Here is a 26999-nt window from a genome sequence, read left to right on the forward strand (position 1 = left end):
TGCACAGCTCCTACACCTGTACCGCACCACCTGATGCAGAAGTTCCGGATATCCCAATGACCTGCGATGCCTTCGTGGCGCGGATCACACCGCCCCGCACCGATACCACCGGCCCGCTCTCGGGGCTGACCCTCGCGGTCAAGGACAACTTCGACGTGGCCGGCATGATCACCGGCGCCGGCACCCCCGAATGGGCCGCGCGCCATGCGCCTGCCACGGGCGATGCCGCCGCCGTCACTGCCCTGATGCAGGCAGGTGCCACGCTCCTCGGCAAGACCCAGATGGACGAGCTCGCCTATTCCCTGATGGGCGCCAATGCGCGCTACGGCACGCCGCTCAACCCTGCCGCCCCCGACCGGGTGCCCGGCGGCTCCTCCTCCGGCTCGGCCTCGGCCGTGGCGCAGGGGCTGGCCGATATCGGCCTCGGCTCGGATACCGGCGGCTCGGTCCGCCTGCCCGCCTCCTTCTGCGGGCTGGTCGGCTGGCGGCCCACCCATGGCCTGCTGCCCGATGCCGGCATGCTGGGCCTTGCGCCCAGCTACGACACCGTCGGCCTGCTCACCCGCGACATCGCCACCATGATCCGCGCCGCCGGCGCCTTCGGGATCACGCCGGCGCCCGTGCCTGACACCCTGCGTGCGCCCGGCGATCTCTGGGCGCTGGCCTCCGCCCCCGTGCAACGGGCCTTTGCCGCGCAGATCGCGGGCCTCGATGCCGCGCCCTTCTTCACCGAGGCGGAGCGCGCCCTGGTCCTGCCCAGCTTCCGCACCCATCAGGCCTTTGAAATCTGGCGCCTCCTGGGCGCATGGGTCAGCGAAGCCACGCCCGATTTCGGCCCCGGCATCCGCGAGCGTTTCGCCATGGCCCGCGCCGTGACAGAGGCCGAGTTCACCCGCGCCGCCGCCGATCGCGCCGCGCTGACCGCGGCCACCGATGCCGCTCTGCCCGCGGGCACGGCGCTCCTGCTGCCCACGGCCCCGGGGCCTGCGCCGCTTCTCGCTACCTCCGGCCCGGCGATGGACGATTACCGCAACGCGGCGCTCTCGATCCTGGCCGTGGCGGGCAATGCCGGCCTGCCACAGATCTCCCTGCCGCTCGCCACGGTCGAGGGGGCACCGGTTGGCCTGTCGCTCGTCGGCCCGCGCGGCTCCGATGCCGCGCTTCTCTCCCTTGCCGAAAGGATGCTGTCATGATCGGTGCCATGGGCTTCGGCGGGGCTGCCACCGCCCCGCATCACGCCGCTACCCAGGCCGCCCGCGACGTGCTGGCCGAGGGTGGCAATGCCATCGAGGCGATGGTGGCCGCCGCCGCCATGATCTCCGTCGTCTACCCGCACATGACCGGGCTCGGCGGCGATGGGTTCTGGCTGATCCACCGCCCCGGCAGCACGCCACTGGCCATTGCCGCCTGCGGACCCGCCGCGGGGCTCGCCAGCGTCGATTTCTATGCCGGGCACGGATTCGAGGCCGCGCCGCCCCCGCGCGGGGCGCTCGCCGCACTCACCGTGCCCGGTGCCGTCGCCGGCTGGCAGGCGGCCCTGGGCGTGCTGCCGGAGGGGCTGCCGCTCGCCCGCCTTCTGGCCCCCGCCGTGGCCCAGGCCCGCGCCGGCATCGCCGTGCCCGCCAGCCAGGCCGCCCTGACCGCGTCCAAGTTCGACGAGCTTTCCGCCGTCCCCGGCTTTGCGCCGATCTACATGCCCGAGGGCCAGGCCCCCGCCACCGGCGACCGCCTGCGGCTGCCCGCGCTGGCCGACACGCTGCAGCGCCTGGCCGATGCCGGCCTGCGTGATTTCTACGATGGCGATCTCGCCGCCACCCACGCCGCGTTCCTCGAGGCCGAGGGCAGCCCGCTGCGCGCCGCCGACCTCGCGGATCACAGCGCCCGGCAGGTCACGCCGCTCTCCGTCCGCCTGCGCGCCGGCACCGTCTTCAACCATCCGCCGCCCACCCAGGGGCCGGCCTCCCTCGCCATCCTCGGCATCTTCGACCGGCTCGCCCGCGACATCTCCGCCGATCAGGCCGATGGCGTGGCCCATATCCATGCCCTGGTCGAGGCCACCAAGCAGGCCTTCCTGCTCCGCAACGCCGAGCTCGGCGATCCCCGCGCCATGCCCCGCGATGCCGCCGAATGGCTCACCGACGTGTCGCTCGACCGCATGGCCGCCGCCGTCGACATGACCCGCGCCGCGCCCTGGCCGCAGCCCCCCGCCGATGGCGGCACCATCTGGATGGGCACCGCCGACGCTTCGGGCACGGTCGTCTCCTACATCCAGAGCGTCTACTGGGAGTTCGGCTCGGGCCTCACCTGCCCCGGGACGGGCATCACCTTCCAGAACCGCGGCCATGCTTTCTCGCTCGCAGGCGGGCCCAACGGCCTCGCCCCCGGGCGCTACCCCTTCCACACGCTGAACCCGGCGCTCGCCCATCTCTCCGATGGCCGCGTCATCGCCTATGGCACCATGGGCGGCGAGGGACAGCCGCAGACCCAGGCCGCGCTCTTCACCCGCCATGTCCACTTCGGCCAGCCGCTGGCCCGCGCCATCGCCGCGCCGCGCTGGCTGCTGGGACGCACCTGGGGCGATGCCTCCACCACGCTCAAGCTCGAGAGCCGCTTTGCCCCCGCCCTCGTCGAGGCCCTCGCGCAGATGGGCCATGCCACCGAGGTCGTCGGCGATTTCGACGATGTCATGGGCCATGCCGGCGCCGTTTCGGTGCATGCCTCGGGCCTGATGGAAGCCGCGGGCGATCCCCGCGCCGATGCCGCCGCCCTCTGCCTCTGAGGCCTAGCGCTTCAGCCCCATCTCGCGGTCGATCCAGGCCATGATCACGGCCACCAGCCGCGCCTGCTCCGCCTCCGTCAGGGGGCGGTGCTGCGGGATGCCGTGCCATTTCGCCACGCAGCCCCGGCAGCAGGTCGCCGTGGCATGCTGCGCCACAAAGGCCGGATGCCCGCGCATCGGCGTCTGCTTGCCGTCCTTCGCGGGCTCCGCCGGCGCCAGCCGCGTCTCGATGAACTCCGCCGCATGGCGCGCGATCACGCTGCGGCCCTTGTCATCGGCATAGGCACGCTCTCGCGCGCCCAGGTGAAACCGGCTGCGGAATCGCGACCGGCCGAGTCGCCCGAAGAGCTGCGCTTCCTCCTGCCGATCCAGCATTTCCGCCATACCCTGTCCTCCCGTCCCCGGCGCCTCCGGCGGTGACCTCACGGGCCCGCCCCCAATGCCGCGCCGGCGACACATGCAAATTCCACTGTTCTTCCAACACCTTAATCCCCGGCCGCCCGGGCCGGAACCCTTTGCCACCGCAGCACCCGACAAAAACAGTCAACTATATGTTTTCATTGATTTTTTCCATTGCCACTCAAAAACTCGCATGTTAGAACCATTCTCAAGACAGCGCGCCAGCTCATCGCCAGCCAGCCATCCCGATACCGGCCAGTCCGGTCGCACAGCCAGGCAGGTTGCACCCCATTGCAATCCACCAAGCCCCGCGGTCCAGCCAGCCACGTATCCAGCAGGCCCCGGCCTTGCGCCCCGTCGGTCCCCGCCGAATGGCGCGCCTTAAGAGGCAGCCCGTACCCCCCGGGCTGCCTTTTCCTTTTCCCGCCGCCCTCTTTCGCGCCCCCCGGTTCCGGCGCCCCCCCCCAGACGGATGACTTTCCTCGCGTCACATCGCGTCACCTCTGCAGGCTCCGCTTGCAATTGGTTTGCGAATGCTTCTCAATTGCAATACGATTCCCTAAACGCGATCCGGGCCACCACCTTTCCCTCCGGACGTGCCCCGCCCTGATCCGGAGCTGCCCATGCCCCTTGCCGTCCTGCCCCGCTTCCACCTCGCCGGCCTGGCCCTTTGCGCGGGCCTCGCCGCGACCGGCCCCGCCCGGGCAGCAGAGCGGCTCAAGGTCGTCACCAGCTTCACCGTGCTGGCCGACATGGCGGCGAACGTGGCGGGCGACGCGGCCGAGGTGGTCTCGATCACCCGCCCCGGCGCCGAGATCCACGGCTATCAACCCACGGCCCGCGACATCGCCGGCGCCCATGACGCAGACCTGCTCCTCTACAACGGCCTCAACCTCGAGGCCTGGTTCGACCAGTTCCTGCGCAATCTCGGCCCGGTGCCCTCCGTCACCCTCTCCGAGGGCATCGCGCCGCTGTCGATCTCCACCGGCAGCTATCAGGGCAAACCCAATCCGCATGCCTGGATGGGGGCCGACAACGCCCTGATCTACATCGACAATATCGCCACAGCCCTCAGCGAACACGATCCCGAAAATGCCGCGACCTATGCCGCCAATGCCGCCCGCTACAAGCAGCAGATAACCGAGACCCTCGCCCCCCTGCGCGCCGCGATCGCCCGCATCCCGAAGGAGCAGCGCTGGCTCGTCACCTGCGAGGGGGCGTTTTCCTACCTCGCCCGTGATCTCGGGATGAGAGAGCTCTACCTCTGGCCCATCAATGCCGATCAGACCGGCACGCCACAGCAGGTCCGCGCGGTGATCGACGGCGTGCGCGATCACGCGATCCCCGTGGTCTTCTGCGAGAGCACGGTCAACACTGCCCCCGCCGAACAGGTGGCCCGCGAAACCGGTGCGGCCTACGGTGGCGCGCTCTACGTCGACAGCCTCTCGCGCCCGGATGGTCCGGTGCCCAGCTATCTCGACCTGCTGCGCGTCACCACCGGCATGATCGTCGACGGCTATGCGGCGGCCGCGCAATGACGGCGGCCCTCCCCCGGTCCGCCCCGGCATCCGCGCCTGATCCCGATCCCGCCGGCGGTATCTCGGCGGCCCATGTCACGGTCACCTACCGCAATGGCCATACCGCCCTGCGCGATGCCAGCCTTGCGATACCCCGCGGCACGATCACCGCCTTGCTCGGCGTCAATGGCGCCGGAAAATCCACGCTTTTCAAGGCGATCATGGGCTTTACCGGTGCAGGCGGCGGCGAAATCCGCCTGCTCGGCCTGCCGGTGAAAGAGGCGCTGAGGCGCAATCTCGTGGCCTATGTGCCTCAGGCCGAAGAGGTCGACTGGGCCTTTCCGGTGCTGGTCGAGGACGTGGTGATGATGGGCCGCTACGGGCACATGAGCTTTCTCCGCCGTCCCCGCGCCGCCGACCGTGCCGCCGTCGATCAGGCGCTCGCCCGCGTCGACATGACGGCCTTTCGCCACCGCCAGATCGGAGAGCTCTCCGGCGGCCAGAAAAAGCGCGTCTTCCTTGCCCGGGCCCTGGCCCAGGAGGGCCAGGTGATCCTGCTCGACGAACCCTTCACCGGCGTCGACCTGGGCACCGAGGCGCAGATCATCACCCTGTTGCGGGCCCTGCGCGACGAGGGGCGCGTGATGCTGGTCTCCACCCACAACCTGGGCACCGTGCCGGACTTCTGCGACCGCTGCGTGCTGGTCAAGGGCACGGTACTGGCCCATGGCCCCACCGATCAGATCTTCACCCGCACCAATCTCGAACAGGCCTTCGGCGGCGTGCTGCACCACATGCCCCTGGCCGACATCGCCCCCGGAGCCTCCCTGTGATCCTCCCCGTGCCGATCCCCGGGCAGATCCCCCTGCAAACTCCCGTGCAAATCCGCCCGCCCCTTCATCTTTCCGAAAATACGGCGGGGGAGTCTCCCGCCAGGGAGACGGGGGCAGAGCCCCCCGCGCCCGGCCCCGCCGGAGCCCACGCATGAGCCTCCTGCTCGAACCCTTCGCCTATGGCTACATGGTCAACGCCATGTGGGTCTCCGCCCTCACCGGCGGGGTCTGCGCCTTCCTCTCGGCCTATCTCATGCTCAAGGGCTGGTCGCTCATCGGCGATGCCCTCTCCCACTCCGTCGTGCCCGGCGTGGCGGGCGCCTACATGCTCGGCCTGCCGCTGGTCTTCGGCGCCTTTCTCTCCGGCGGGCTGGCGGCGCTGGCCATGCTCTTTCTCTCCGAACGGTCCGGGCTCAAGGTCGACGTGATCATCGGCATGATCTTCACCGGCTTCTTCGGCCTCGGGCTCTTCATGGTCTCGGTCACTCCCATGGCGATCTCGGTGCAGACGATCACCATGGGCAACATCCTCGCCATCACGCCACGCGACACGCTGCAGCTGGCGCTGATCGGCGGCATCACCCTCGCGGTACTGCTGCTGAAATGGAAGGACCTCATGGTCACCTTCTTCGACGAGGCCCATGCCCGCACCATCGGCCTGCGCCCCACCGCGCTCAAGCTGCTCTTCTTCACCCTGCTCTCGGCCTCGGTCGTGGCCGCCATGCAGACCGTCGGCGCCTTCCTGGTGGTGGCGCTCGTCGTCACCCCCGGCGCCACCGCCTACCTGCTCTGCGACCGTTTTCCCCGGCTCATCGCCACCTCCGTCGCGCTCGGCAGCCTCACCTGCCTCCTCGGCGCCTATCTCTCCTACTTTCTCGACGGTGCCACCGGCGGGGTGATCATCTGCCTGCAGACCGCCCTCTTCCTGCTGGCCTTCCTCTTCGCGCCCCGCCACGGCCACCTCGCTGCGCGCGCCCGCGCCCGCGCCACCGCCGGAGCACCCCGATGACAGAGGACCTCCTCCTCCCCTTCCAGTTCCCCTTCATGCTGCGCGCCTTCGCGATCTGCCTGATCGTCTCGGTGCCCACGGCGCAGCTGTCGTGCTTCCTGGTGCTGCGCGGCTGGGCACTGATGGGCGACGCGGTCTCCCATGCCGTGCTGCCCGGCATCGTCATCGCCTATGTCGCGGGGCTGCCGCTGATCCTCGGGGCCTTCGCCGCCGGCATGACCACCGCCCTGCTCACCGGCTTTCTCGCAGAGCACAGCCGGGTCAAGCCCGACACCGTCATGGGCGTCGTCTTCTCGGGCATGTTCGCTCTTGGCATCGTGCTCTACACCGCCATCGACAGCGACCTGCACCTCGATCACATCCTCTTCGGCAACATGCTGGGCGTCGACGCCCGCGACCTGGCCACCGCCGGCACCATCGCCCTCGCGGTCAGCGCCGGCATCGCCCTGAAATGGCGCGATCTGCTGCTCCATGCCTTCGATCCGGTCCAGGCCCGCGCCTCGGGCCTGCGCACCGGCTGGCTCCACTACGGGCTGCTCACAGCCCTCACCCTCACCATCGTCGCCACGCTCTCGGCCACCGGGCTGATCCTCGCGGTCGGCCTGCTGATCGCGCCCGGTGCCGTGGCCTTCCTGCTGGTGCGGCGCTTTTCGCACATGCTGATCGTCGCCACGCTCACATGCGCCGGCGCAACGCTCGCCGGCACCTACCTGTCCTTCTTCCTCGACAGCGCCCCCGCCCCCACCATCATCCTGATCCTCTCGGCGGCCTTTCTCGCCGCCTTCGCCCAGCGACAGCTCCGCACCCGGCGGGCCGGAGCCCCCGGCTGAACACCCGGCCAAACACCCTGCCTCGGCCCCTCGCCCGATCCCCCGCCCCCGCGATCGGCCGGAATTACCCGGCGCCCCGACATTTTTCGCGCCTTTTACCCACCAGACGTCTGACTTTCCGTAGCGTCACAAATATTCCTGTGGCAAGCTGACCCTGTTGTTTCGACGTCATGGTGGTTCCTGATGACTCATGAGTACCCGCCGCGGGGCTCGACCGGCGCCTCCGGCGATGCGCCCGATCATCCCCCGCGACAGACCGGGCCGCGCCCCGCGGCCCCCCTCCTGGCGCCTGCGCGCACGCCCGTCCGCCTTTTCGGCCTCGCCGGCGACCCGCTGCGCCGCTACCCCCTCCGCCGCCTGATCGAGACCGAGGCCGCCGTGGCCCGCCTGCCGCTGCAGGTGCGCCACTTCTCGCTGCGCGGCCTGCCCGGCGATGCCCGGCAGCAGGGCGCCCAGCTTCTGCGCGCCGGCCGTTTCATCGGCGCCACGGGCTTCTACGTCTCGGGCGCGTTGCCCACCGCGCTGCACGGGCTCACGGATCAGCTCTCGCCCGGCGCCCGGCGCAGCGGCCTCGTCGATACCGTGCTCTTCATCGAGGGCGAGGCCTTCGGCTTCGACAGCAACACCCGCGCCCTGCGCGACGGGCTGCAGTCCTTCCTGTCGCTCACCCCGCGCCGGCAGGTGCTGCTCATCGGTTCGGGCCCCGATGCCGTTGCGGCCGCCTGCGCCCTGGCCGACCTCGGCACCGAGCGGCTCTACATCCTCGCGCGCGACCGCGACCAGGCCTATGCGCTCACCCGCATGATGACCCAGGGCGGGCCGATGCAGTCGCGGGTGCTGACCGGGCCGGAGGACCTGCTCGACCTGCGCATCGACGGGGTGGTCAACACCCTGCTCTCCGGTCCCGCGCTTCAGCCGGACCCCCGGCTGCCCGAACGCATCGTCGTGCCGCAGCAGGTCCTGACGCCCCGGCACTGGCTCGTCGACACCGGCATCACGCCCTTTGCCACACCGATGATCCGCCACGCCCAGGCGCTCGGCTGCCGCACCCTGACCGGCCCCGACATCGTGCCGCTGCGCGGACAGCAGCTGTTTCGCTGCATCACCGGGCGCGACGCCAGCCCGGAGCGCCTGCGCGCCATGATCCGCGCGTCCCTGGGCCATGCCGCCGACTGGGCGCCCGAGGTGCAGACGCCGCACGCCGGCGGCGGCCGGGCCGCCTCATGATCGCTCAGTAGATCACCCGTTTCACCGGCCCGGCCCGGCCGGTCAGCCGCGCCGTCAAACCGTTTCGACGCGGCCGGAACAGGCAATCCAGCACGAAACGCAGGGGGGAAATCTCGGTCATTTCTGGCCCTCTCTCGGCTCTCGTCCACGGCGGCGCGATGGGGCCGCCGCCCGCCCCGGTCCTAGCGCGGCAGCACGACAGCGGCATGACGCCGCCATGACGCCGCCATGATGCTACCGTGATCGGGCAATCAGGACGGGACGCCGCGCGCGCCCAGCCAATCCGCCCGGCGGCCCTTGCGGCTGCGCGCCCTTGCCGCCACGATGCGCCGCACCACCGAGCGCCCCGGGCGCTCCGGACCGGGCCGCCATCGCGCCCGCCGCGCTCGCATGACAGGAGACCCCCATGAGCCTTTTCGACGAAGACCTCTTTGCCAAGGGCCTGGCCCAGCGCAAGGCCACCCTCGGCGACGACTACGTGCAAAGCAACCTCGACGCCGCCGATGCCTTCACCCAGCCCTTCCAGGAGGCGATGACCGCATGGTGCTGGGGCTTCGGCTGGGGCGACGAGGTGATCGATCCGAAGACGCGCTCGATGATGAACCTCTCGATGATCGGCGCCCTGGGCAAGATGCACGAATGGGAGATCCACTGCCGCGGCGCGCTCAACAACGGCGTCACCCCGGAACAGATCCGTGCCATCGTCCACGTGGTGGCGATCTACTGCGGCGTGCCCCAGGGGCTGGAATGCTTCCGCGTCGCCCGCAAGGTGCTCGAGGAAGCCGGCAAGCTCTGACCCGCGCCCCACTTTGCAGGCTTTGCAAACGCGAATTGCAAAGCGCAAAGCCTGCAATCTGCTTTCCCTTCCCGCCCAGCCACGCTAGAGGCCCCCATGGCCCGAACGATCCTCTTCAACAAGCCCTTCGATGTCCTGCCGCAGTTCACCGACCGCGGCTCCGAGGGCAGCAAGCGCGCCACGCTGTCGGATTACATCGACCTGCCCGGCGTCTATCCCGCCGGCCGCCTCGACCGCGACAGCGAGGGGCTGATGGTGCTCACCGACGACGGCCGCCTGCAGGCGCGGATCACCCATCCGAAACACAAGATGCCCAAGACCTACTGGGTTCAGGTCGAAGGCATCCCCGACGAGGCCGCCCTCGCCGCCCTGCGCGAGGGGGTCACCCTCAAGGATGGCCCGACCCTGCCGGCCCGCGCCGCGCTGATCGACGCCCCGGCCGGCCTCTGGCCCCGCACGCCACCGATCCGGGTGCGCAAATCCGTCCCCGACAGCTGGCTTCAGCTCGAGATCTCCGAGGGCCGCAACCGCCAGGTGCGCCGCATGACGGCCCACGTCGGCCATCCCTGCCTGCGCCTTGTCCGCGCCGCCATCGGGCCATGGCACCTGGGCGACCTGGCCCCCGGCACCTGGCACGACGCCCCGCCCCCTCAGCAGAGCCGGCCGAACCGGCGATAAGGGGGCTCTGCCCCCGTCTCCTTCGGAGCCTCCCCCGGGATATTTATGGCCAGATGACGGGGAGCCGCGCGCTCTTTCATCTGGCCCGAAATATCCCCGCCGGAGGCTTCGGCCTCCGCGCGCGGAGGCCGAAATCGCACCGACGCAATACCGACGCGATACCGACGTAATACCGACGTTGGAATCCGGCCTTTTCAGACGCTTGAAGATATTCCATTTTCAATATGTTTGCGCCGTTTTTCAGGCCTGCGAGGGCAGCCACAGAACGATCTGCGGAAAGGCCACCAGCCCCGCTATCGTCAGCGCATCGGCAATGAAGAAGGGCGTCACGCCGCGAAAGACATCCTGCACCGAAACCTCCGGACGGACCCCCGCCACGACGAAGCAGTTGAGGCCGATCGGCGGCGTGATCAGGCAGAATTCGGCCATCTTGACCACCAGGATTCCGAACCATATCGCGCACATCGGCCCCGACATCCCGAAGGCGGACTCCGCCGCCGAAACCATCTCTCCGCCGTTCAGCGCCATCACCGCCGGGTAGACCACCGGCAGCGTCAGGAGCAGCATTCCGATGGCATCCATGAACATGCCGAGCACCGCATAGGCCAGCAGGATAAGCACCAGCGTCAGCATGGGCGGCTGCTCCAACGCGCTGATCCAATTGGCAAATGCATGTGGCAGATCGGCAAAGCCCAGAAAGCGCACGTAGATCAGCACACCCCAGATGATGGTGAAGATCATCGCCGAGAGCTTGGCCGTCTCGAGCAGCGCATCCTTCAGCTCGGGCCAGCGCATGCCCCGCGCCACGGCCATCAGGAAGACCACCGCCGCCCCCAGTGCCCCGCCTTCCGTGGGTGTCCCCCAGGGATCGCCGCCAAAGGGGTTGTAGATGAAGAAGATGATGATGAAGACCACGAAGAAGATCGGGAAGGCCGGCGGTATCGCGGCCAGCTTCTGCCGCATCGTATAGCCCCGCACGGGCGGCCCGAACCGCGGCAGCACAAGGGCGAGACCGACGATCAAGCATCCGTAGACAATGGCGGAAAAGGCACCGGGGATGAAGCCGGCCAGCAGCAGCTTGCCCACGTCCTGTTCCACGATGATGGCATAGATCACCAGGATCGCCGAGGGTGGGATCAAGCTCGCCAGCGTACCGCCCGCCGCCACCACGCCTGCCGCGAAGCGCTTGTCATAGCCCACTTTCAGCATCTCCGGAATGGCGATGCGGGCAAAGACGGCCGAGGTCGCCACCGAGGCGCCGGAGACCGCCGCAAACCCCGCCGTCGCAAAGACCGTCGCCACCGCCAGCCCCCCCGGCAACCACCCCACCCAGCGCTTCGCGGCCTCGAAGAGTGCCTTGGTCAGACCGGCGTAGTAGGCCAGGTAACCGATCAGGATGAAGGTGGGGATAAGGCTCAGAGACTGGCTCGCGACCTTGCCGTGGGGCACCTGTCCCGCGGTTTTCACCGCGACCGTTACCGCCTTACCGAACCGCGCCGGCTCGTATCCGAACTTGGCCCAGAAAATCCACACGAGCCCCACCAGCCCGGCAATACCGGCGGCAAAGGCCACCCGCATGCCCAGCACCACGAAGACCAGCATGAAGATTGAAACAATGATACCGATTTCAATGGGTTCCATGGCGTCCTTATTCTCCTGCCGAGGATACATGCGCGGCTTCTTCGGCCGCCTGTTCCGCCGCCGACATCACCAGAGGCACGGCCACGGGGCGCGCGCTTCCCTCCACGAAGGCCCGTCCATAGCCCCAGATCTGCAGCACCAACCGCAGCGCCAGAACGCCGAAGGCCACCGGCGCCAGCAGCTTGGCCGGCCAGAGCGGCAAGGCGATGTCGATCGAGCTGTCCCTGCTCCAGAGCGGGCGGGAAAGATCGAAACTGCGCTCGAAGTGGGCCCAGCTGCCCCAGATCAGAAGCAGAATGAAGATCAGTACCAGCAGTGTCGTCGTCAGTTCCGCGGCCCATAGCGCCCGGCCCTTCAGCTGTCCCACCACTATGTCCATGCGGATGTGGCCGCCGTCTCGCTGGGTATAGGAAATCGCCATGAAGGCGATCAGCGGCATCAGCTGCTCGATCCAGTCGATATAGCCCGGCATCGGTCGGTTCAGCATCTCGCGCCCGCCAACCGACAGCACCGCCAGCACCATGAGGGAGAACACCGCCAACCCGGACAGCAGCGCAAGAAAGCGCTCCACCCTGTAGAACCCGCGATCCAGACGGCTCAATAGGCTGCCGTCCGCCAGCACCGATGAATGCCCGGCCATGCCTGCCTCCCCCTTGCCTTTCCTTGCAGAAATCCGCCGCACCGTCACGGGCGCGGCGGAGCCAGCGGTCACATCCGCTTTTCGTCCAGCGTGGTCACGACCGTGTCGTAGAGCCCCTGGGCGTCGATCCCCTGGGCGGTCATCTCCTCGATCCAGGCGGCGCGGATCGGGTCAGCGGCCGCCGCGCGGAAGGCCTGAAGATCCTCCTCGGAAAAGGTCACCTTCTCGATGCCCTTCTCGGCTAGGATGTCGTCCCAGCGGGCGTTGATCTTGCCATATTCGGCCAGGTAGTGATCGAGCGCTTCCGGCACCGCCTCGGCCAGCGCCGCCTTGTGCTCATCCGAGAGCATGTCATAGGCGTCCTTGTTCACCACCACCGGGCAGTTGACCGTGCCCGGATTCAGGTTGGCCGTCCACCAGTCGCCTATGTCGATGGTACGAAACGAAAAATGCGCGTGTGGCGCAAAGGCCACCGCATCCACCACGCCGGAATCCATCGCCGCGTAGGCCTCGCTCGAGGTGACGGAGGTTGGCACCGCGCCAACCGTCCGGAAGGCCTCGCCCAGGCCGCCCGTGGCGCGTACCCGCATGCCGTCAAAGGCTTCGAGCGAGGTCGGCGCCTCTCCCGTGCCCACGAGGTTGTACTGCGGCATCGGCGAGGGCATCAGGAACATCGCGTTCCAGCGCTCCATGTCCTCGATCGCCGCCGGATGCGTATAGACCGCTTCCGACACGGCAATCTCTTCCTCCAGCGTGTTGACGCCCAGGAAAGGCAGTTCGAGCACCGTCAGGGTCGGGTTCTTGTCCCGGTGATAGCCGGCACAGAATTGCGCCATCTCGAAGGCCCCGATGGAGATGCCGTCGAGGTTCTCGGTGTTCTTGGACAGGCCACCGTAGGAAATGTTCAGCGTGAACTCGCCTCCTGTCTTCTCGTCCAGCAGCTCGGCCAGTTTCTCCACGTGGCTGGTGAACACCCGCGGCGATCCCCAGAGCGACACGCTCCACTCGTCGGCCTGCGCCGGCAGTGCGACAGCCATTCCAAGCGCGGCCAGAGCGGCCCCGTTCAACATTTTCATGTTCTTTCCTCCCTTGATCCGCCCGTCTCCTCCCGGGCTTGTCGTCAGGGAAGCCTAAAGACCAACACACGCAACGCAAGAGTTAATGACTACCAGATTCCCGGTATGAGAAGGCAGAACGGGGCGGTACCGCGCGGCACCGCCCCTCTTTAACGTCCTGAAAATACTCTCATCCCGGATCATCTGCCCGATTGTCGTCACGCCACCGGGGCGGCCACCCGCCTCAGGCGAAGCGCGTTGCTCACCACGACAACCGAAGACAGCGCCATGGCGGCCGAGGCCAGCATCGGCGACATCATCGGCCCCCCGAAAAGCGCCAGCAGGCCCGCCGCGACCGGGATCAGCGCCACGTTGTAGGCAAAGGCCCAGAAGAGGTTCTCGCGGATGTTTGCCATGGTTCGCCGCGACAGCTCCAACGCGGTGGCGACACCTTGCAGATCACCCGAGATCAGCACCACTTCCGCGGCTTCCATGGCCACATCGGTGCCACTGCCCATAGCAACGCCCACGTCGGCCGCAGCCAGGGCCGGCGCATCGTTGATCCCGTCACCGACAAAGATCACCTCGCCGCCGAGCTCTTCGCGCAGGCTGTTGACCACATCGGCCTTCTCCGTCGGCTTCACGCCGCTCCGAAGGGTCTCGATGCCCAGCTCCCGCGCCACGTATTCGGCCGCCCCGCGGCTGTCACCGGTGATCATCGCCGGCGTCATGCCAAGGTTCTTCAGCGCCGCGATGACATCGCGCGCCTCCTCGCGGACGGTATCCGACACCGCCAGCACCGCCAGCGTCTGCCCCCCCGCCTCGGCATAGAGCACGGTCCGCCCCTCGCCGTCCCATTCCACCGCCTTTTCAGACAGTTCGTCGGGCAGCGGCGCGCGCAGGAAGGCCAGGTTGCCGATCCGGATTTCCCGGCCGGCGATGGTGCCGGACATCCCCTGCCCGGTGTGCGCCCTTGCGTCCTGCACCTGCGGCAGGCTCAGCCCGCGCGCCTCTGCTTCGGCGACCACCGCGCGCCCGACAGGGTGTTCGGACTGTGCTTCCAGGGCCGCCAGAAGCGCCAGCGCCTCGGTCTCGTCGCCCCTGGCGGCAATCCCGGTCAGGGCAGGCTTGCCGATGGTCAGCGTACCGGTCTTGTCAAAGGCCACGACACGCGCGGCCTTCATCCGTTGCAGCGCATCGCCCCGCCGGAACAGCACGCCCAGCTCCGACGCGCGCCCGGTTCCCACCATGATCGAAACCGGCACCGCCAGCCCCATGGCACAGGGACAGGCCACCACCATGACCGAGACTGCCGCCACCAGCGCATTCGCCAGGCCTCCCCCAAGGGCCAGCCAGAGCACGAAAGTCATCACGGCCGCCGCGATAACCGCCGGAACAAAGACCTGCGCGATACGGTCCACGAGGTTCTGGATCGGCAGCTTGGCGCCCTGGGCCTCTTCCACGGCCTGCATGATCCGCGCCAGCATCGTATCCTGCCCGGTGGCGGTTGCCCGCACCACCAGCGCCGAGGCGCCGTTGACGGTGCCGCCGATCACCGGATCGCCCGGCCCCTTGCTGGCCGGGATCGGTTCGCCGGTCACCATGGCCTCGTCGATGTCGGAACTGCCCTCGACGATCTCGCCGTCCACTGGCAGCCGGTCACCCGGCCGCAGCAGGATCACGTCACCCGGCTGAAGCGCTGAAACAGGCACGGTCATCTCGCCACCGTCCGGCGCCCGCAGGCGCGCCTCGCGCACTTGCAGCCCGGCCAGTCTGCGGATTGCCTCCGACGCCCGCCCCTTGGCCCGCGCCTCCATCCAGCGCCCCGCGAGGATCAGAGTGATGATCACCGCCGCTGCCTCGAAATAGACATTCGCCGTGCCTTCGGGAAAGATCCCCGGCACGATCGTCGCCACGGCCGAATAGGCAAAGGCCGCCGAGGTGCCCAGAACCACCAGCGCGTTCATTTCCGGCGCCAGGTGCATCAGCGACCGCACGCCCGAGCGGAAGAACCGTGCCCCGGGCCAGGCCATGACGATGGCCGTCAGCACCATCTGGATCCAGTTCGAGGCCGTCATCCCGATCGTGTTCATGATCAGGTCGTGAAAACCCGGCACCAGATGTGCGCCCATGGCCAGGATCACCACCGGCACGCTCAGCGCGGCGGCGGTCAGCGTGTCGCGCTGCAGGCCGTCGATTTCCTCTTTCTGGCGCTTGGCGGATTGTTCCGCCGCGCTCTCCTGCCCGGCCAGTTCCTCGGCGGCATAGCCCGCCGCCTCGATGGCGGCGATCAGGTCCGCCTGGGTCACGGCACCGGTCAGCACCGTCGCCCGCGCCTGCCCGGTAGCAAGGTTGAACGACACCTCCCGAACCCCCGGCAGCGCGGTCATCGCCGCTTCGATCCGCGCCACGCAAGAGCCGCAGCTGGCACCGCTGACCTGCAGTGCGATCACCCCGTCCGCCGCCGGATAGCCGGCTGCGGCCAGCGCATCGGCAGCCGTCACGGGCGTCACCCGCCCGTCGTGCTCCAGCTCCGCCTTGCGGGTGGCGAGGTTCACGTTCGCCCCGGTCACTCCGGGGACGTTCTTCAGTGCCGTTTCCGCACGTCGCACGCAGGAGGCGCAGCTCATGCCGGTAACTTCCAGCGAAAAATGGTTCTGAGTTGTCTGATCCATCTGGCGCTCCTGTTTCTGTCAGGTGGCACAGATGGGCCCTCCAGTAGCTGGAGGGTCAAGGGCCGCGCGGCACTTTTCTGTCGCGCGGCCGGTTTTCTGATGGTGCCCGGTTCGGACAGACCCTATTCCGGTACCCCCAATTCCGATGAAGGGTCAGGCCACCCGTGCGCCCTGCACCATCACGGATCGCAGGGCCGGCACGCCGCCCCGGATGCCGAAACGCACCATGTCCGCCCGCTGCCCCGGCTCGAGCGCGCCGCGATCGGTCAGGCCGGAGGCCCGGGCCGGCGCCCGCGTCACCGTGGCAATCCCCCGCGCCATGTCGCCCCAGAGTTCGCCCAGCTGCACCGCCGAGAGCAGCAACGCCGAAGGCACGTAATCCGAACTGATGATGTCGAGCAGGTCCTGTTCGGCAAGCTCGCGCGCCGAAACGTTTCCGGAATGCGAACCGCCCCGCACCAGGTTCGGCGCCCCCATGATCACCTTGATCCCCTGCGCATGGCAGGCGCGGGCCGCCTCGACCGTGGTGGGAAATTCCGCAAGCCGGATGCCATGTTCCGCAGAGACCGCCACCTGCCCCTCGGTGGTGTCGTCGTGACTGGCCAGGACCGCGCCATAGCGTTTGGCCGCCGCCACGGCCGCCGCCTCGTGGGCCTCGCCCAATCGCGCATGGAGGTCGAAGAGGAACTGGCAGTAATCTTCGAATCCGTCCCGCGACAGCCCGTGCTTGCCACAAACGTAGTCCTCGAATTTCTGCATGTCGCGGAACTGTCGCTGTCCGGGCGTATGGTCCATCAGGCTGACGATGCCCACCCGGTCCTCGGGGCCGAACTCCGACAGCTCCTCGATCAGCGTCTCGGAACAGGTCTCGGCCCGCAGGTGCAGGTGGTGGCTGATCTTCAGCGCACCCTGGTCGCGCATCGACAGGATCTCGTCGGCCATCGACCGGGCATAGCGATGGTAATCTCCGCGCTTGCCCTCGACGATGCTGCCCACCCGGATCGCGTCATAGACGGTGGTGATGCCACAGCCCGCCAGTTCGGCATCATGCGCCACGATCGCCGCGTGGTGCGGCCAGGTCACCTTGGGCCGCGGAGAGATATGACGCTCCAGGTTGTCGGTGTGCAGTTCGACCAGGCCCGGGATCAGGTAATCCCCTTCACAATCCACCGCATCACGCGGCACGGCACCGGTGCCGATCTCGGCGATCAGCCCGTCGCGGAGCACCACATGACCTGTCAGCACCTCGTCCGGCAGCACCAGCTGCGCATTGGCCAGCACGGTTTCCGTCTTCATCTGCGTCTCGTCTTTCATTGAACCGCCGTTTCCTCGAGCAGGGCCAGCACCCGTGCGACCGTCTGGTCAAGGGCACCGGAATTGTCCACGTCCACTGCCACCACGCCGGGCGGCAGTGCAAATCCGGCGCGTGCCAGGCGCCGTTCGATATCCTCGGCGCTCTCGCGCCCACGCTCCGCCAACCGCCTCGCCAGCACCGTATCCGGTGCCGTCAGGCGAATGACGCGAAACCCCGCCACCCGCTCGGCAGCCTGCGGCAGGACGGCCCGCGACAGGTTCACCAGCATGTCCCGCCCCCGCGCCAGCTCCGGGCTCACCTCCGAGGGCACCCCATAGAGCAAGCCATGCGCCGGCCAGGACAGAAGGAAATCCCCCGCTGCTTCACGCCGCCGGAATTCCGCCTCGCTGACCGCTTCGAAATCCTCGCCTCCCGCATCTGCCGCGCGGGTGATCACCCGACGAACTAGGCCGGTGCTCGGCCGCGCCGCAACCACCGCGCGCATCACGCTGTCCTTGCCTACACCGGAGGGGCCGACAATGCCGATCAGCCGCCCCGCCATCTCAAGCGGCCCGCGCGGGTGTAAAGCCCGTCACGTCGACCACACGGTCACAGACCCGGTCGCGCGCTTCCACGTCGTGGAAAATCCCCACGATGGCCGCGCCACGGGCCTTGGCCTCCTCGATCAGCTGCATGACCTGTTCGCGGTTGGTCGCATCCAGGCTTGCCGTCGGCTCGTCCAGCAGCATCGCCGGATAGGCATGGGCAAACCCGCGCGCGATGTTTACCCGCTGTTGCTCGCCCCCCGAGAACGTGGTGGGCGACAGCCCCCAGAGCGTCTCGGGAATGTTCAGCCGGGTGAGCAGCTCTGCAGCCCGCGTCCGCGCAGTCGCGCTGTCCACGCCCACGGCCAGCAGCGGCTCGGCCACCACGTCGAGGGTCGGCACCCGCGGCACCACGCGCAGGAACTGGCTGACATAGCCCAGCACCTCGCGGCGCAGCGCGAGGATCTCGCGCGGCTCGGCCCGCGCCACGTCTACGCCCCCCACCAGGATCCGCCCCGACGCCGCCAGGTAATTGCCGTAAATCATGCGCATCAGCGTGGATTTCCCTGCGCCGGATGCCCCGACCAGCGCGACGCATTCCCCGGGCTGCACCGACAGATGCGCGCCCTCCATCACCGGGATCACCGCGCCCCCCTGGTTGTGCAGGGTAAAGGTCTTGGACACATTCTCGACCGTGATCATTTCATCTTTCTCCAAATACGACGGGGGGTGTCCGCGGAGCGGACGGGGGCAGAGCCCCCACCCCGTCTCACCCTCAGACCTGCAGAACCGAACTGACCAGCAGCTGCGTATAGGCATGTTGCGGGTCGTCCAGCACCTGGTCCGTCAGGCCGGTTTCCACCACGTGCCCCGATTTCATCACCATCAGCCGATCCGCCAGCAGGCGCACCACCGCAAGGTCATGGGTCACGATGATCGCGCTCAGCCCCATCTCCCGCACCAGTCCGCGCAGCAGGTCCAGCAGCCGCGCCTGCACACTGACGTCGAGGCCCCCGGTCGGCTCGTCCATGAAGACCAGCCGCGGCCCGGTCACCAGGTTTCGCGCGATCTGCAACCGCTGCCGCATACCGCCGGAAAAGGCGCTCGGCCGGTCGTCGATCCGGTCCCCGGCAATCTCCACCCGGCCCAGCCAGTCGAGCGCCTTCTCCCGGATATCGCCATAGTTCCGCGCGCCCACGGCCATCAGCCGCTCGCCCACGTTGCCCCCGGCGCTCACGTTCATCCGCAGCCCGTCCTGGGCATGCTGATGCACAAAGGCCCAGTCGGTCCGGCTCAGCATCCGCCGCTCCGGCTCGCTCATGGTCACCGTGTCCACCATGCCCGCCGCGCGAGTGTCGAACAGCACCCGACCCGCGTCGGGCTCCAGCTGCCCGGCCAGGCAGTTCAGCAGCGTCGTCTTGCCCGAACCGCTCTCGCCCACGATCCCCATCACTTCACCAGGCCAGAGGTCGAAATTCACGCCCTCGCAGCCGATGCGCCCGCCATAGTACTTGGCCACGCCCTCGACCCGGAGCAGCGGCTCCGTCACGCTCATGTCCTTCATGCCGCATCCTCCTGCGCACCCAGCCGGCCAAGGTGCCCCGCCGCGCGCCGCTCGGCGCAAAAATCGGTATCCGAACAGACGAACATCCGCCCGCCCGCATCGTCGGTGATCACCTCGTCGAGATAGCTGTGCTCCGCCCCGCAAAGATCACAGGCATGATCCGCCTTCGACGGGTTGAACGGGTAGTCCTCAAAGTCGAGGCTCACCACCTTCGTGTAGGGCGGCAGCGCATAGATCCGCTGCTCGCGCCCCGCGCCGAACAGCTGGATCCCCGCCATCTCCAGCTTCGGGTTGTCGAATTTCGGGATCGGCGACGGGTCCATCACGTAACGTCCCTCCACCATCACCGGATAGGCATAGCTGGTCGAGATGTCGCCATGTCGCGAGATGTCTTCGTAGAGCTTCACATGCATCAACCCGTATTCCTCGAGCGCGTGCATCTTCCGCGTCTCCACCTCCGAGGGCTCCAGGAACCGGAGCGGCTCCGGGATAGGCACCTGGTAGACGAGGATCTGCCCCTCCGTCAGTTCCCGTTCCGGGATCCGGTGCCGGGTCTGGATCACGGTCGCCTCTGCCGTGTGCTCGGTCACGGCCACGCCCGCGGTCTTCTCGAAGAACCGCCGGATCGACACCGCGTTGGTCGTGTCGTCCGCGCCCTGGTCGATCACCTTGAAGCAATCCTCGGGCGTCATCACGGCGGCCGAGATCTGCACCCCGCCGGTACCCCAGCCATAGGGCATCGGCATCTCTCGGCTGGCAAAGGGCACCTGGTAGCCTGGCACCGCCATCCCCTTCAGCAGCGCCCGCCGGATCATCCGCTTGGTCTGCTCGTCGAGATAGGCAAAGTTGTATTCGTTCATATGCGCGGCCATCACATCGCTCCCCGCAAGATGCTCATTTTCTTGTCCGAAATCTCCCCGCCGGAGGCACCCGCCCGCAGGGTCGGTTCATGCAACCCTCTCATTCCGCCGCCTCCTGCGCTGCCTCGGGCCGCAGCCGCTCATCGGCTTCCCGGCGCAGTTTCCGCACCAGCTCCAGTTCCGACTGGAAGTCGACATAGTGCGGCAACTTGATATGCTCGAGGAACCCCGTCGCCTGGATGTTGTCGGCGTGATAGAGGACGAACTCCTCGTCCTGCGCCGGCGCGCCCTTGTTGTCCTCGCCCAGCTCCTTCCAGCGCAGCGCCCTGTCGACCAGTGCCATGGAGATCGCCTTGCGCTCGGTCTGGCCAAAGACCAGGCCATAGCCCCGGGTGAACTGCGGCGGCTCGGTCTTCGAGCCGGTGAACTGGTTCACCGTCTCGCATTCCGTCAGCACCACCTCGCCGATCTCCACTGCAAAGCCCAGCTCGGGGATCTCCATCTCCACTGGCACGGTCCCGATGCGCAACTCGCCCACGAAGGGGTGGTTCTTGGCATAGCCCCGCTGCGTGGAATAGGCCATCGACAGCACGAACCCTTCGTCGCCGCGAGTCAGCGCCTGCAGGCGCAGCGGCCGGTCGGCCGGCAGTTCCAGCGGCTCGCGGGTCAGGTCGCCCGGCGTCGCATCCACCTCGGGGCGCGGCTCGTCCTGGATCAGCCCCTCCTTGTTCAGGAACTCCGTCACCCTCGGCATCACGGGGTGTTCTTCGGGCTCAGGCGCCTCCGCGCGGTCCAGTCCCTCAGCCTCCAGCGCGAAATCCAGAAGGCGATGGGTGTAGTCGAAGGTCGGCCCCAGCACCTGCCCTCCCGGCACATCCTTGAAGGTCGCCGAGATCCGTCTGTCACAGGCCATTTCGCCAGTCTCCACCGGCTGCGAGTAGCCGAAGCGCGGCAGCGTCGTGCGATAGGCCCGGATCAGGAAGATCGCCTCGATCAGGTCGCCGCGCGCCTGCTTGATCGCCAGCGCGGCGAGGTCCGGGTCATAGAGCGAGCCTTCGGCCATCACGCGGTTGACAGCCAGTGCCAGCTGCTCGCGGATCTGTGCGATGCCAAGCTCGGCCACGTCCAGGTCGCCGCGCCGCTCCTCGGCCAGCCAGTCGTGGGCATTGTCGATGGCGCGTTCGCCACCCTTGACCGCCACATACATCAGTTGCCCTCCGCGATTTTCGTGCTGCGCGGCAGGCCCATGACCGTCGCGCCCTCGGTAAAGAAGAAATCGAGACCGAGCGGAAACTGCCGCGCGTTCTCCTGCAGCGGCGCCAGCGCCGGCAGGCTCGCCTTTCGCGTCGCGCGGATGCCCGGGCCAGACAGAACAGCGGGCTGCGTCCCGCACCCGCCCTCGACGATCAGCGTGGCGGACCGGTCTGGATACTCGGGGGTGCCGGCGAAATAGCCCGTCAGCGGCATCAGCGCATCCCAGGTTCCCAGCGCGAACATCGCCTCGGCGGCCCCGGCAAAGGGCGCGCCGGTGTGAAAGGTGAGCCAGTCGCGCACCGCTTCCGTGTCGTGATCCCCGGCCAGGTGCACCGGCGTTTCCGGATCACAGAGCACCAGCAGCAGCGTCGCCGCCGCCGGGCTGACCGGCTCGGGCGCACAGGCCAGGTCCGTCAAGTGCTGCAGCTCGCCCGGTCGCGCCATCACCTCCAGTGCCACCCGGAAGGCCCGTGCAGATTGCACCGGCGCATCCTCGAACCCGCCCGTCAGGGCATCTGCCGTCATCGCCATCAGTCCTCTCCCCGCACCATGGTAAAGAAATCGACCTTCGTCGCCGCGGCCCTGGCCGCCCGCGCGCCCGTCCGGGCCGCTGCCGCCTGTTCCAGCGGAGACAGCACGCCGTCCCGAAGCGAGGCTGCCGCCTCGCCCTGCATCATCGCATCGACCAGCGCCGCCACCTCCGCCTTTTCGCGGTCGCGCCCCTGCACCATCGCATGCCCTACGGCACCATCAGCCAGCCGCAGCGAACAGCGGGTCACGGTCATTTCACCAAGGTTGAAGGCCGCGCCGGTGCCGCCGGTGCGGCCGCGCACCATCACGCCGCCCACCTCGGGCGCCCGCAACCAGGTGAATTCGGGCGCCCGCCCCGTCGCCTGCCAGAGCGCTTTCAGTTCGCCCGCCTGTGCCCGCGCCAGCAGCCCCATCCAGGCCTTCCGCGCCGCCGTGCCCTCGTCTGCGATCTTTTCCGCTATTTCCGCCATTAGACACCTTGCCGATTTGTCTAGATAACTATACAACTAGACAAATCCTTAGACAGCTTTCCCGAGTCGCACAAGAGCAGAGGCGTGAAACTTTCATGACGGCCCCCACGACAAAAACCCCTCTGTGGCAGTCCATCGCAGATACGATCACCTCCGACATCGCCTCGGGCCGCTATGGCCCCGGCGACCGCCTGCCGACCGAGGCCGAACTCGCGGCACGCTTCGGGGTCAACCGGCACACCGTGCGCCGTGGCCTTGCCACCCTGGCCGATGCGGGGCTGACCCACGCCCGGCGGGGCGCCGGCGTCTTTGTCGCACAGCGGCCCACCGACTACCCCATCGGTCGCCGGGTGCGCTTCCATCAGAACATGCGCGCCGCCGGCCGCCTGCCCTCGCGCCGCATCCTCCTGGCAGAGACCCGGACCGCCGATACCCGCGAAGCGGAGATGTTGCGCCTGCCGGAAGGTGCCCGTGTCGTGTCCGTCGACAGCGTATCCTATGCAGACGGTCAACCCATCGCGGTAGCGCGCTCGGTCTTTCCCGCCGGGCGTTTCCCTGGCCTTCTCGGCTCGCTGCAGGAACTCAGCTCCGTCACCGAGGCCTTGGCCCGCAACGGCGTGCCCGATTACACGCGCGCCTTCACCCGCGTGAACGCCAAGCGCGCCACCGCCACCCAGGCCACCCACCTTCAGCTGCGCGAGGGAGACCCGATCCTGCGCACCATCGCGGTCAACCTCGACCCCGAGGGGCAACCGGTGGAATACGGTCACACCTGGTTCTGCGGCGACCGCGTCACCCTGACGCTCGGCGACGAGGACCATGCACCGGCGTCTCCTGCCGGAGAGTGAACGCATCCTCCCGGAAACCCTGCATTTTCCATGAAACTGAGGGCGAAACGTCACGCTGCCGATACATTCGGGAGTTATCCCCAATGACAAATCAATCCGAGCAGTATCATGACGACGACCATGCCAAGTTTCCGCCTGACAGGGGCCCGCGTCCTGACCGACGGCGTCTTTCAGGATCGCGCCCTCGGCGTCTCCGACGGCCGCATTGCCCGCGGCGCCCTGCCCGGCCGAGAAGTCGATCTTGGCGGCTACCTGGTGCTCCCCGGCATCATCGACCTGCATGGCGATGCCTTCGAGCGCCACATTGCTCCCCGCCCTTCGGCCCCCTTCGCGCCGGAGATCGGCCTGTGCGCCACCGACCGCGACGCCGCCGCCAATGGCGTGACAACCGCCTGGCTGGCCCAGAGCTGGAGCTGGGAGGGCGGCCACCGTGGCCCGGATTACGCCCTCGGCCTGATGGAGGCCCTGGCACACTATCGCGAGGGCCTCGCCCTGACCGACCTGCGGCTGCAGATCCGCTGTGAAACCCATACCGTCGAGACGGAGGCGCGACTGCTCCAGGCGATCCGCCACTACGGGATCGACTACGTGGTCTTCAACAATCACCTCGACGAGGCCGACACCTTGATGGCGTCCCGCCCCGAGGAACTCCTGCTCTGGGCCAAGAAGGCAGGCCGCACCCCGCAGGAACACCTGAAGATCGTACATGATGCCCGGCAGCAGCAGCGCGAAGTCCCCCGCTATCTCTGCCGGCTGGCGCAAAAGTTCGACAGCATGGGCGTGACCTACGGCAGCCACGACGACCCCGATGGCGAAACGCGAGAGATGTTCTCGATGATCGGTGCAAAGATCTGCGAATTCCCCACGGCGCGTTCCGCCGCGGCCCTGGCCCATGCGGTCGGCGACCCGATCCTCATGGGCGCGCCCAACATCGTTCGCGGCGGCTCGCAATCCGGCAATATTGCGGCCGAGGTGCTGGTCCGGGGCGGGCTCTGCGACGCGCTCGTCTCGGATTACTACTATCCCGCCCTGGCCCATGCCGCCTTCCGCCTGGCCGACGGCGGCATCCTGACTCTGGCCGAGGCATGGGCGATGATCTCCACCCGCCCTGCCGAAATTATGCAGCTGTCTGACCGCGGCGATCTTGCGCCCGGCAAGCGCGCGGACATGGTGGTGATCCATGAGGCGACACGCGCCATAGAGGCCACAATTTCCGGCGGCCGGATCAGCCATCTCGCCGGTGAGGCCGCGCATCGCTTTGCCGCTGCGCCCCAGCGCTCGATGCTGGCCGCAGAGTAATCGGGCTCGGTCGACCGCCGCAGCGTCTTGGCCTGACGCCTGCCCCCGGCCTCCGGCCCCTTGCCGCGGCGTGACTGGCAAACAGGCCGGGCATTCCCCCCGGCCCATTCCCTCCCCGTGCCCACCGCAAGGCACCCCTTTTTCGTCTTCGCGGGAACACACCCGCACGGATCGTGCCACTGGCAGATGGGCGGAGCCCGTCCTCCTCTTCAGCCCTCGTAGCGCTCGAGAAACTCTGCGGCCGTCATTGCCCGGAAATCCGGCAGGCGCGCGCGCAGCAGGTCATGGCTCCAGTCCCACCAGGCCAGTGCGATCAGACGCGCGGCAATCTCTTCGGGTTGCCGCAGCCGAAGCACCTTCGCCGGCGTCCCTGCCACGATGGCATAGGGCGCGACGTCACGGGTGACGATGGCCCCCGAGGCCACCACCGCCCCGTCCCCGATCACCACGTCCGGCTTGACCTGGGCATTGTGCCCTATCCAGGTGTCGTGCCCGATCCGGGCACGGCGGGCGCGGCGCTGCGCGAAAAAGGCCGCGTCGTTCTCCACATCGTCCCAGTACTCCGCCGAGCGATAGAGGAAGTGGTGACAGGCCGCGGTGTCGAGCGGGTGGTCGGTGGCACCGATACGCGTGAAACTGGCGATATTGGCAAACTTGCCCACCTCGCAATTGGCAATATCGGCATAGCGGTCACAATAGGAGTAATCGCCGATCACCGAATGGGCGACGCGGCTGCCGCGGCCGATCTCGGTGTACCGACCCAGCTCCGTCTCGGTGACCTCGACATCTGGGTGAAGAAACGGGGTTTCCGCGCTCAATCTTGCCATGCTGCGCCTCCTGCAACTGCCGGACCGCCTCCGGCGGGAGTATTTGGGGAAAGGGGAACGGAAAAGGCCAGCGCAGTCTCGCAACGCGGGCCTTCCCGGCATGATGGACCGGTCAGTGACCGCCGTCATCGCCCTTTATCAGGCGGCGGCGGATCTTGCCCGAGATCCAGTCGAGCACCATGACCATGATCACGATCAGGATGATGTAGTATGTCACCTCTTCCCAATCCTTCTGGGTGATCATCGCCTGGGTCAGCAGCAACCCGATGCCACCGCCGGTTATGGCGCCGATGATGGTGGCGCTGCGGGTGTTGCTCTCGAAGAAGTAGAGCAGTTGGCTGAGCAGCACCGGCGTCACCTGCGGGATCACCCCGAAGCGATAGCGCTGCACCGGACTCGCGCCCGTGGATCTGATCCCCTCGATCTGCTTTTCATCCACGTTTTCAAGCGCCTCCGAGAACATCTTGCCGAAGCTGCCGGTGTCCGTCATCAGGATCGCCAGCGCGCCGGTGAGCGGGCCGGGCCCGAAGGCACGGGCCAGCACGATGGTCCAGATCAGTGCATCCACGCCGCGGAACAGATCGAACAGCCGGCGAAAGACCTGCCGCACCAGCAGGAAAGGCGTGAAGTTGCGTGCCGCCAGAAAGGCCATGGGCAGGGCCACGATGGCGGCCCCGAAGGTACCCAGGAAGGCCATCAGCAGCGTCTCGAAGAGCGCCTCGGCCACATCGGCATGGTGCCACATCGGGTTGTACCAGAAATCGTGCCAGATCATCGGGAACTCGCCCGCCCAGGCCAGCGTGATCATCTCGCCCAGCGACTTGCCGTGATAGGGGCTGTCGAGGGTAAAGAAGAAGAGCTCCCAGCCGGGCTGATACTTGAAGATCTCGGTCTTGGCCCGGGTGATGGTGATCCGGCCCCGGTCCGTGGTCATGGTCACGCGGTTGTCGGAGGCATTGATCCAGTCCGGCAGCGGCCCCTCCGGGAAGGTCGCGTTCACGCCGCCCCGCCCCGGCCGTGCCGTCACGAGGCCATAGCCCGGGATCATGAAATCCACGCCCTCGGGCGTGTAATGGGCCACGAAGCCCTCTCCCAGATCGATGGTCGTCGTCTCGCCGAGATCCACCCAGTCGGGGGCTTCCCCCGGCGGATAGGTGCCCTTGCGCTCGCCTTCGATCGCCACTTCGACAGCGCCGGTGCGGTTGTTGCGCGTCACGTGGGTCTTGTAGCTATAGGTATCGGCCACCAGCTTCTCGGCATTCTCGGAACTCGCCCCGGCAAGCACGCCCGCCACGTCGAAGGCAAAGAAGGCATAGACAAGGTAGACGAGCACCAGCGCCGGCAGGCCGAAGGCCCAGAGCCGCTTGCGCCGGAACAGGCCCTCGGCCTGCGCCTTGAGGTCCCCCTGGGACAGGTCCACGCTCATGG

General features: G+C 68.0%; 26 protein-coding genes. 11 read left to right on the top strand and 15 right to left on the bottom strand.

What is annotated here, in order from left to right:
* The first annotated feature begins 56 nt into the window (after positions 1–56).
* Positions 57–1193 (top strand): amidase, encoded by a 1137-nt coding sequence (locus AC0WR5_RS12800; RefSeq protein ID WP_475863651.1) that lies wholly within the window; start codon positions 57–59, stop codon positions 1191–1193.
* Positions 1190–2779 (top strand): gamma-glutamyltransferase family protein, encoded by a 1590-nt coding sequence (locus AC0WR5_RS12805; protein ID WP_475863652.1) that lies wholly within the window; start codon positions 1190–1192, stop codon positions 2777–2779. The genes AC0WR5_RS12800 and AC0WR5_RS12805 overlap by 4 nt, the downstream gene beginning before the upstream one ends.
* A gap of 3 nt (positions 2780–2782) precedes the next feature.
* On the opposite strand, the gene AC0WR5_RS12810 is transcribed toward AC0WR5_RS12805, so the two are convergent.
* Positions 2783–3163: a DUF4186 domain-containing protein gene (locus AC0WR5_RS12810; protein ID WP_475863654.1), complete on the bottom strand. Its 381-nt coding sequence runs from the start codon at positions 3161–3163 to the stop codon at positions 2783–2785.
* 638 nt (positions 3164–3801) lie between these two features.
* Between AC0WR5_RS12810 and AC0WR5_RS12815 the strand changes: the two genes are divergently transcribed.
* The 7 genes from AC0WR5_RS12815 to AC0WR5_RS12845 all read left to right on the top strand — a co-directional run bounded on the left by AC0WR5_RS12815 (position 3802) and on the right by AC0WR5_RS12845 (position 10068).
* On the top strand, positions 3802–4716 hold the full coding sequence (locus tag AC0WR5_RS12815) for a metal ABC transporter substrate-binding protein (protein WP_475863656.1): 915 nt from the start codon (positions 3802–3804) through the stop codon (positions 4714–4716).
* Positions 4713–5528 carry a manganese/iron ABC transporter ATP-binding protein gene (locus AC0WR5_RS12820; protein WP_475863657.1) on the top strand — a complete coding sequence of 272 codons (816 nt, stop codon included), beginning with the start codon at positions 4713–4715 and terminating at the stop codon, positions 5526–5528. Before AC0WR5_RS12815 ends, AC0WR5_RS12820 begins: the two co-directional genes overlap by 4 nt.
* A gap of 151 nt (positions 5529–5679) precedes the next feature.
* Complete coding sequence (locus AC0WR5_RS12825; protein ID WP_475863659.1) at positions 5680–6537, top strand: metal ABC transporter permease; 858 nt, start codon at positions 5680–5682, stop codon at positions 6535–6537.
* Positions 6534–7367, top strand: coding sequence for a metal ABC transporter permease (locus tag AC0WR5_RS12830; RefSeq protein WP_475863660.1), 834 nt, complete (start codon positions 6534–6536; stop codon positions 7365–7367). The genes AC0WR5_RS12825 and AC0WR5_RS12830 overlap by 4 nt, the downstream gene beginning before the upstream one ends.
* A gap of 183 nt (positions 7368–7550) precedes the next feature.
* Entirely contained in the window at positions 7551–8594 is a 1044-nt protein-coding gene (locus AC0WR5_RS12835; RefSeq protein ID WP_475863661.1) for a hypothetical protein, read from the top strand.
* Between the two features lie 406 nt (positions 8595–9000).
* A complete protein-coding gene (locus AC0WR5_RS12840) occupies positions 9001–9390 on the top strand; it encodes a carboxymuconolactone decarboxylase family protein (RefSeq protein WP_475863662.1) in 390 nt (129 codons plus the stop codon).
* Positions 9391–9486: 96 nt separating this feature from the next.
* Positions 9487–10068, top strand: a complete 582-nt coding sequence (locus AC0WR5_RS12845) for an rRNA large subunit pseudouridine synthase E (protein WP_475863663.1) — start codon at positions 9487–9489, stop codon at positions 10066–10068.
* 240 nt (positions 10069–10308) lie between these two features.
* Here the strand turns inward: AC0WR5_RS12845 and AC0WR5_RS12850 are convergent, their stop codons facing one another.
* The 12 genes from AC0WR5_RS12850 to phnG all read right to left on the bottom strand — a co-directional run bounded on the left by AC0WR5_RS12850 (position 10309) and on the right by phnG (position 22597).
* A complete protein-coding gene (locus AC0WR5_RS12850; protein ID WP_475863664.1) occupies positions 10309–11709 on the bottom strand; it encodes a TRAP transporter large permease in 1401 nt (466 codons plus the stop codon).
* Positions 11710–11716: 7 nt separating this feature from the next.
* Complete coding sequence (locus AC0WR5_RS12855; protein WP_475863665.1) at positions 11717–12349, bottom strand: TRAP transporter small permease subunit; 633 nt, start codon at positions 12347–12349, stop codon at positions 11717–11719.
* A 68-nt stretch (positions 12350–12417) separates the two neighbouring features.
* On the bottom strand, positions 12418–13425 hold the full coding sequence (locus AC0WR5_RS12860) for a C4-dicarboxylate TRAP transporter substrate-binding protein (protein WP_475863666.1): 1008 nt from the start codon (positions 13423–13425) through the stop codon (positions 12418–12420).
* A gap of 197 nt (positions 13426–13622) precedes the next feature.
* Positions 13623–16079, bottom strand: a complete 2457-nt coding sequence (locus AC0WR5_RS12865; protein ID WP_475863669.1) for a heavy metal translocating P-type ATPase — start codon at positions 16077–16079, stop codon at positions 13623–13625.
* Positions 16080–16232: 153 nt separating this feature from the next.
* Positions 16233–17375: an alpha-D-ribose 1-methylphosphonate 5-triphosphate diphosphatase gene (locus AC0WR5_RS12870; protein ID WP_475869000.1), complete on the bottom strand. Its 1143-nt coding sequence runs from the start codon at positions 17373–17375 to the stop codon at positions 16233–16235.
* A gap of 14 nt (positions 17376–17389) precedes the next feature.
* Positions 17390–17935 (bottom strand): phosphonate metabolism protein/1,5-bisphosphokinase (PRPP-forming) PhnN, encoded by a 546-nt coding sequence (phnN, locus tag AC0WR5_RS12875; protein WP_475863670.1) that lies wholly within the window; start codon positions 17933–17935, stop codon positions 17390–17392.
* A gap of 1 nt (position 17936) precedes the next feature.
* Complete coding sequence (gene phnL / locus AC0WR5_RS12880; protein ID WP_475863671.1) at positions 17937–18620, bottom strand: phosphonate C-P lyase system protein PhnL; 684 nt, start codon at positions 18618–18620, stop codon at positions 17937–17939.
* Between the two features lie 73 nt (positions 18621–18693).
* On the bottom strand, positions 18694–19482 hold the full coding sequence (phnK, locus tag AC0WR5_RS12885) for a phosphonate C-P lyase system protein PhnK (RefSeq protein WP_475863672.1): 789 nt from the start codon (positions 19480–19482) through the stop codon (positions 18694–18696).
* Entirely contained in the window at positions 19479–20342 is an 864-nt protein-coding gene (locus AC0WR5_RS12890; RefSeq protein WP_475869002.1) for an alpha-D-ribose 1-methylphosphonate 5-phosphate C-P-lyase PhnJ, read from the bottom strand. Before AC0WR5_RS12890 ends, phnK begins: the two co-directional genes overlap by 4 nt.
* Before the next feature lie 100 nt (positions 20343–20442).
* Positions 20443–21549 carry a carbon-phosphorus lyase complex subunit gene (locus AC0WR5_RS12895; protein WP_475863674.1) on the bottom strand — a complete coding sequence of 369 codons (1107 nt, stop codon included), beginning with the start codon at positions 21547–21549 and terminating at the stop codon, positions 20443–20445.
* Positions 21549–22127, bottom strand: a complete 579-nt coding sequence (gene phnH, locus AC0WR5_RS12900; RefSeq protein WP_475863676.1) for a phosphonate C-P lyase system protein PhnH — start codon at positions 22125–22127, stop codon at positions 21549–21551. The genes AC0WR5_RS12895 and phnH overlap by 1 nt, the downstream gene beginning before the upstream one ends.
* Positions 22127–22597 carry a phosphonate C-P lyase system protein PhnG gene (gene phnG, locus AC0WR5_RS12905; RefSeq protein ID WP_475863677.1) on the bottom strand — a complete coding sequence of 157 codons (471 nt, stop codon included), beginning with the start codon at positions 22595–22597 and terminating at the stop codon, positions 22127–22129. The genes phnH and phnG overlap by 1 nt, the downstream gene beginning before the upstream one ends.
* A gap of 95 nt (positions 22598–22692) precedes the next feature.
* On the opposite strand from phnG, the gene phnF reads away from it, so the two are divergent.
* Both phnF and AC0WR5_RS12915 read left to right on the top strand, forming a co-directional pair.
* Positions 22693–23445, top strand: coding sequence for a phosphonate metabolism transcriptional regulator PhnF (gene phnF / locus AC0WR5_RS12910; protein WP_475863678.1), 753 nt, complete (start codon positions 22693–22695; stop codon positions 23443–23445).
* A gap of 108 nt (positions 23446–23553) precedes the next feature.
* Positions 23554–24744 (top strand): alpha-D-ribose 1-methylphosphonate 5-triphosphate diphosphatase, encoded by a 1191-nt coding sequence (locus AC0WR5_RS12915; protein ID WP_475863680.1) that lies wholly within the window; start codon positions 23554–23556, stop codon positions 24742–24744.
* A 209-nt stretch (positions 24745–24953) separates the two neighbouring features.
* On the opposite strand, the gene AC0WR5_RS12920 is transcribed toward AC0WR5_RS12915, so the two are convergent.
* On the bottom strand, positions 24954–25571 hold the full coding sequence (locus AC0WR5_RS12920; protein WP_475863682.1) for an LbetaH domain-containing protein: 618 nt from the start codon (positions 25569–25571) through the stop codon (positions 24954–24956).
* A 112-nt stretch (positions 25572–25683) separates the two neighbouring features.
* Positions 25684–26997 carry a phosphonate ABC transporter, permease protein PhnE gene (gene phnE / locus AC0WR5_RS12925; protein ID WP_475869004.1) on the bottom strand — a complete coding sequence of 438 codons (1314 nt, stop codon included), beginning with the start codon at positions 26995–26997 and terminating at the stop codon, positions 25684–25686.
* Positions 26998–26999 lie beyond the last annotated feature (2 nt).

This window comes from Pseudooceanicola sp. DL12, assembly GCF_056270665.1.

What these genes read in the sequence shown, in the direction of transcription:
- phnE (WP_475869004.1), bottom strand. Translation starts at nt 26,997, where the DNA reads ATGAGCGTGGACCTGTCCCAGGGGGACCTCAAGGCGCAGGCCGAGGGC.
- AC0WR5_RS12805 (WP_475863652.1), top strand. Translation starts at nt 1,190, where the DNA reads ATGATCGGTGCCATGGGCTTCGGCGGGGCTGCCACCGCCCCGCATCAC.
- AC0WR5_RS12840 (WP_475863662.1), top strand. Translation starts at nt 9,001, where the DNA reads ATGAGCCTTTTCGACGAAGACCTCTTTGCCAAGGGCCTGGCCCAGCGC.
- phnK (WP_475863672.1), bottom strand. Translation starts at nt 19,482, where the DNA reads ATGAAGGACATGAGCGTGACGGAGCCGCTGCTCCGGGTCGAGGGCGTG.
- AC0WR5_RS12830 (WP_475863660.1), top strand. Translation starts at nt 6,534, where the DNA reads ATGACAGAGGACCTCCTCCTCCCCTTCCAGTTCCCCTTCATGCTGCGC.
- AC0WR5_RS12810 (WP_475863654.1), bottom strand. Translation starts at nt 3,163, where the DNA reads ATGGCGGAAATGCTGGATCGGCAGGAGGAAGCGCAGCTCTTCGGGCGA.
- AC0WR5_RS12835 (WP_475863661.1), top strand. Translation starts at nt 7,551, where the DNA reads ATGACTCATGAGTACCCGCCGCGGGGCTCGACCGGCGCCTCCGGCGAT.
- AC0WR5_RS12860 (WP_475863666.1), bottom strand. Translation starts at nt 13,425, where the DNA reads ATGAAAATGTTGAACGGGGCCGCTCTGGCCGCGCTTGGAATGGCTGTC.
- AC0WR5_RS12870 (WP_475869000.1), bottom strand. Translation starts at nt 17,375, where the DNA reads ATGAAGACGGAAACCGTGCTGGCCAATGCGCAGCTGGTGCTGCCGGAC.
- AC0WR5_RS12920 (WP_475863682.1), bottom strand. Translation starts at nt 25,571, where the DNA reads ATGGCAAGATTGAGCGCGGAAACCCCGTTTCTTCACCCAGATGTCGAG.
- phnL (WP_475863671.1), bottom strand. Translation starts at nt 18,620, where the DNA reads ATGATCACGGTCGAGAATGTGTCCAAGACCTTTACCCTGCACAACCAG.
- AC0WR5_RS12890 (WP_475869002.1), bottom strand. Translation starts at nt 20,342, where the DNA reads ATGAACGAATACAACTTTGCCTATCTCGACGAGCAGACCAAGCGGATG.
- phnH (WP_475863676.1), bottom strand. Translation starts at nt 22,127, where the DNA reads ATGGCGATGACGGCAGATGCCCTGACGGGCGGGTTCGAGGATGCGCCG.
- AC0WR5_RS12915 (WP_475863680.1), top strand. Translation starts at nt 23,554, where the DNA reads ATGACGACGACCATGCCAAGTTTCCGCCTGACAGGGGCCCGCGTCCTG.
- AC0WR5_RS12850 (WP_475863664.1), bottom strand. Translation starts at nt 11,709, where the DNA reads ATGGAACCCATTGAAATCGGTATCATTGTTTCAATCTTCATGCTGGTC.
- phnN (WP_475863670.1), bottom strand. Translation starts at nt 17,935, where the DNA reads ATGGCGGGGCGGCTGATCGGCATTGTCGGCCCCTCCGGTGTAGGCAAG.
- AC0WR5_RS12825 (WP_475863659.1), top strand. Translation starts at nt 5,680, where the DNA reads ATGAGCCTCCTGCTCGAACCCTTCGCCTATGGCTACATGGTCAACGCC.
- AC0WR5_RS12855 (WP_475863665.1), bottom strand. Translation starts at nt 12,349, where the DNA reads ATGGCCGGGCATTCATCGGTGCTGGCGGACGGCAGCCTATTGAGCCGT.
- AC0WR5_RS12865 (WP_475863669.1), bottom strand. Translation starts at nt 16,079, where the DNA reads ATGGATCAGACAACTCAGAACCATTTTTCGCTGGAAGTTACCGGCATG.
- AC0WR5_RS12895 (WP_475863674.1), bottom strand. Translation starts at nt 21,549, where the DNA reads ATGTATGTGGCGGTCAAGGGTGGCGAACGCGCCATCGACAATGCCCAC.
- AC0WR5_RS12820 (WP_475863657.1), top strand. Translation starts at nt 4,713, where the DNA reads ATGACGGCGGCCCTCCCCCGGTCCGCCCCGGCATCCGCGCCTGATCCC.
- AC0WR5_RS12800 (WP_475863651.1), top strand. Translation starts at nt 57, where the DNA reads ATGACCTGCGATGCCTTCGTGGCGCGGATCACACCGCCCCGCACCGAT.
- phnG (WP_475863677.1), bottom strand. Translation starts at nt 22,597, where the DNA reads ATGGCGGAAATAGCGGAAAAGATCGCAGACGAGGGCACGGCGGCGCGG.
- AC0WR5_RS12815 (WP_475863656.1), top strand. Translation starts at nt 3,802, where the DNA reads ATGCCCCTTGCCGTCCTGCCCCGCTTCCACCTCGCCGGCCTGGCCCTT.
- AC0WR5_RS12845 (WP_475863663.1), top strand. Translation starts at nt 9,487, where the DNA reads ATGGCCCGAACGATCCTCTTCAACAAGCCCTTCGATGTCCTGCCGCAG.
- phnF (WP_475863678.1), top strand. Translation starts at nt 22,693, where the DNA reads ATGACGGCCCCCACGACAAAAACCCCTCTGTGGCAGTCCATCGCAGAT.